General features: G+C 69.6%; 5 protein-coding genes. 2 read left to right on the top strand and 3 right to left on the bottom strand.

Going from position 1 to position 3,661, the window contains the following annotated elements; all coding sequences use genetic code 11:
* Positions 1-277 (top strand): hypothetical protein (locus LQV45_RS20570; RefSeq protein ID WP_230008608.1); only part of this gene is annotated, 277 nt, incomplete at its 5' end.
* Positions 278-313: 36 nt separating this feature from the next.
* On the opposite strand, the gene LQV45_RS20565 is transcribed toward LQV45_RS20570, so the two are convergent.
* Positions 314-1,279 carry an LLM class F420-dependent oxidoreductase gene (locus tag LQV45_RS20565; RefSeq protein ID WP_230008607.1) on the bottom strand — a complete coding sequence of 322 codons (966 nt, stop codon included), beginning with the start codon at positions 1,277-1,279 and terminating at the stop codon, positions 314-316.
* 105 nt (positions 1,280-1,384) lie between these two features.
* Positions 1,385-2,407 (bottom strand): TerC family protein, encoded by a 1,023-nt coding sequence (locus tag LQV45_RS20560; protein WP_230008606.1) that lies wholly within the window; start codon positions 2,405-2,407, stop codon positions 1,385-1,387.
* Positions 2,408-2,701: 294 nt separating this feature from the next.
* On the opposite strand from LQV45_RS20560, the gene LQV45_RS20555 reads away from it, so the two are divergent.
* On the top strand, positions 2,702-2,887 hold the full coding sequence (locus LQV45_RS20555) for a hypothetical protein (protein ID WP_230008605.1): 186 nt from the start codon (positions 2,702-2,704) through the stop codon (positions 2,885-2,887).
* 143 nt (positions 2,888-3,030) lie between these two features.
* On the opposite strand, the gene LQV45_RS20550 is transcribed toward LQV45_RS20555, so the two are convergent.
* The coding region (locus LQV45_RS20550) for a glycosyltransferase (RefSeq protein WP_230008604.1) at positions 3,031-3,661 on the bottom strand (631 nt) is incomplete at its 5' end.

Raw genomic sequence — 3,661 nt, 5'->3', positions numbered from 1 at the left:
GGCCCCGCGCGTTCATCAGCGCGCGGCCGAACGCGGGATGCAAGGGGAGTCGCCCTACGTGTTCGTCGCCCCCGGAGCGGGGCCGGGAGTCGTCCCCCGGACGTTCGCCGACCTGCGCACCGGCGCGCTGGAGGGGCGGAACTTCCGCTCGCTCCAGGAGTTCGCGGTGGCCTCCGTGGTCGAGGGGCACCACTCGATCCCCGATGTGGCGCGCGTGTTCCGTGTACCCCCGTGGCGGCTCGAGCAGTGGGTGCGCGAGACCGGCCACGCGGTCTGAGCTCGAGGAGGGCGCGACCGCGCGGCCGACGCCCCGTCAGAGTGCCCGGAGCTTCTCCAGCAGCGGTGCCGCGACCTCGTCGACGAAGCGCTGCTGCTGCGCGTCGCCCACCTGCACGATGGCGATGTCGGTGAAGCCGGCGTCGATGAACGGCCGTACGCTCTCGGCGAGTTCGTCGAGATCGGGGCCGCACGCGATCGACTCCGCGACGTCCTCGGGGCGCACGAACTGCGACGCACCGGCGAAGCCCGCCGGAGTCGGCAGGTCCGAGTTGACCGCCCAGCCGCCGGCGAACCACCGGAACTGCTCGTGCGCGCGCGCGATCGCGGCATCCTTGTCGGGGTCCCAGCTGATCGGGATCTGACCGATCTTGCGCGACTCGCCCTCGTGGTGCTCATCCCATCCGCGCACCAGCTCCGCCTCCGGCTCGGTGGTGATGAGGTGGTCGCCGAGGGGAGCGAAGCGGGCGATCGAGTGATCGCCCGACACGGCGACGCCGATGGGCACGCCGCCCTCGGGTGCGTCCCACACGCGCGCCGAGTCGACGCGGAAGTACTCGCCGTCGTAGGTCACGAGGTCGCCGGTGTGCAGTGCCCGGATGATCTCGATCGCCTCGACGAGCATGTCCTGGCGGGCATGCACCGCGGGCCAGCCCTCGCCGACCACGTGCTCGTTGAGGTTCTCTCCGGAACCGAGACCGAGAGTGAAGCGCCCGTCGGAGAGCAGCTGCAGCGTCGCGGCCTTCTGCGCCACCACCGCGGGGTGATACCGGATCGTCGGGCACGTGACGTACGTCATCAGTTCGACATCGGTCGTCGCGTGGGCCACCGCGCCGAGCACCGTCCAGGCGTACGGCGCGTGTCCCTGCGAGGTCAGCCAGGGGGAGTAGTGATCGCTCGAGACGAGGAAGTCGTACCCGGCGCGTTCGGCGCCGACGGCGTAGTCCACGAGCGCGCGGGGCCCGCTCTGCTCGGTCATGAGGGTGTATCCGAAACGAGTCATGTCGTCACGGTAGGTGGGGGCGGTGACGCCGCCCGCGGGGTTGCGCTCCGTCAACGGATACGGCAACGGGCCCGCAGCGCTCGCCGCGGGCCCGTCGCCGATGACTCAGTCCTCGGGAGCGTGGATGACCTTCTCGCCCTCGAACGTGTCGCGTCGCTTCTTGTCGGCATCCCGGCGCGTCTTGGCCAGGCTCGCCACGGTGGCCACGGCGACGGTCGCCGCGATGAACAGCAGCGAGAACCAGATCGGGATCTCGGGCACCCACAGCAACGGCTCACCGCCGTTGATGAAGGGCAGCTCGTTGACGTGCAGCGCGTGGAAGACGAGCTTGACGCCGATGAAGGCGAGGATGACGGCGAGTCCCTGCGAGAGGTACACGAGGCGCTCCAGCAGCCCGCCGATGAGGAAGTACAGCTGACGCAGACCCATCAGCGCGAAGGCGTTGGCCGTGAAGACGATGTACGCCTCGTTGGTCAGACCGTAGATCGCCGGGATCGAGTCGACCGCGAACACGAGGTCGATGAAGCCGATCGCGACGATCACCAGCAGCATGGGGGTGACGAAGCGCTTCCCGTTCTTCTTCACCGTCAGCTTGTCGGCGTTGTACTCCTCGCTGACGGGGAGGACGCGACGGACCAGGCGCATGAACTTGCCGTTGGCCGGGTCGCTCTCACCGTGGGCGAAGGCCTGGCGGTAGGCGAGGAGCAGCAGCAGCGCACCGAAGATGTAGAAGATCCACGAGAAGTTCTCGATCAGTGCCGCCCCCACCGCGATGAACGCGCCGCGCATGATCAGCGCGATGACGATGCCGACCATCAGGACCTTCTGCTGGTACTTCTTCGGCACCGCGAACCCGGTCATGATCAGGAGGAACACGAAGAGGTTGTCGATCGACAGCGCCTTCTCGGTGAGGTAGCCGGCGAAGTACTCGCCGCCGTAGGTCCAGCCGGAGAACACTCCGATGCCCACGCCGAACAGCAGGGCGAGACCGATGTAGAACGCCGACCAACGGGCGGATTCGCCGATCGAGGGTTCGTGCGGCTTGCGGACGTGTGCGAAGAACTCGAACACGAAGAACGCGATCGTGACCGCGATCGTAATGAGCCAGATAAGCGGGGTGACACCCACGCGGGCCTCCAAGGGATGTGGTGTACGTCGAAACACCAAGGTCTCTTCCACTCGCGATGCGAGCCGACGACCCGGGTCCACGATGGCGTGGACCGTATTGACGGGAACGTCGCGTGGGAGTACTCCCCTTGCTGGATTCGATTCTAGGGCACGGTTCGTGAGGGGGCTCCGCGTCGGTGGGGAACGGGGGGACGCCGTCCCGACGCAGCATGCGCGCTCCTCGTGCGCAACCCCTCGGCCCCGCGCGTTCCGTGCCCGGAGGATTCCAGGACGACATCGATCGAGGAGGACCCCATGGACGATCGCGAAGAGACGCAGGACGGCCCCGTGATGGACGGCGCCACCGAGGCGGCCCCCGCGGAGAAGAAAGCGGGCGCGCAGGAGCAGCGGGCCGCCGACGCCGCCGTGAGCGACGACGCAGCCGAAGAGGAGCTGCAGGACGACGTCCGCAGCATCCGGGCCTACGGCGAGGATCGCTGAGACGACGAACCCCGTCCGGAGCCGCGTGGGGGCGTGGCTCGACGGACGGGGCGTCGCGCGCCCCGGAGGGCGTCATCCGCACCGGCGATGCCGGGGCTGGGTGTCTTCGACGCTACGCCGGATCGCGGAGAAGAGGGCCGTTGTCAGCCGATCCGTAGGCGCCGCCGCACCATCTCGCGGAAACGCCACGTCTGGCGGCGCGCCGCGTGTCGACGCGCCGCGCGGCGCAGGACCACCGCCCACCGATCCCGCACCGCCCGCTCATCGAGCGTGCGCGCCCGATCCACGGCGTCCCGGCGCATCCGCGCGAGAACGCGCTCGTCAGTGCTGGTGGCGCGAACGAGCGCCTCGCTGAGGGCCGCGACGTCCCCCGGTGCCACCAGCCAGCCCGTCCGGCCGTCGCGGATGAGTTCGCGGGGCCCGTAGGGCACGTCGTAGGCGATCGGCAGGCACCCCGCCGCCATGGCCTCGGCCACGACGAGGGAGAACGCCTCCGAACGGCTGGTCAGGAGCAGGACGGATGCCGAAGTGAGCGCTGCTCGCGCCGAAGGGTCGAACCCGTGGAATCTCACCGTGCCGTCCTCACCCGCGAGTGCCTCCAGGGCTCCGCGCTGGGGGCCGTCGCCGTAGACGTCGAGCGTGAGACCCGGAACGCGGACCGCCGCGTCCTGCATCGCTCGGACGGCATCCTCGACGCGTTTGATCCCCTCCAGGCGCGCGATCATCACTGCGCCGCGGCGCGCAGTGGCGGGGGCGGCGACAGGGGCCACGGGG

The sequence above is a fragment of the Microbacterium sp. Bi128 genome (assembly GCF_918698205.1).
This window is presented reverse-complemented; position numbering and strand designations above follow the sequence as displayed.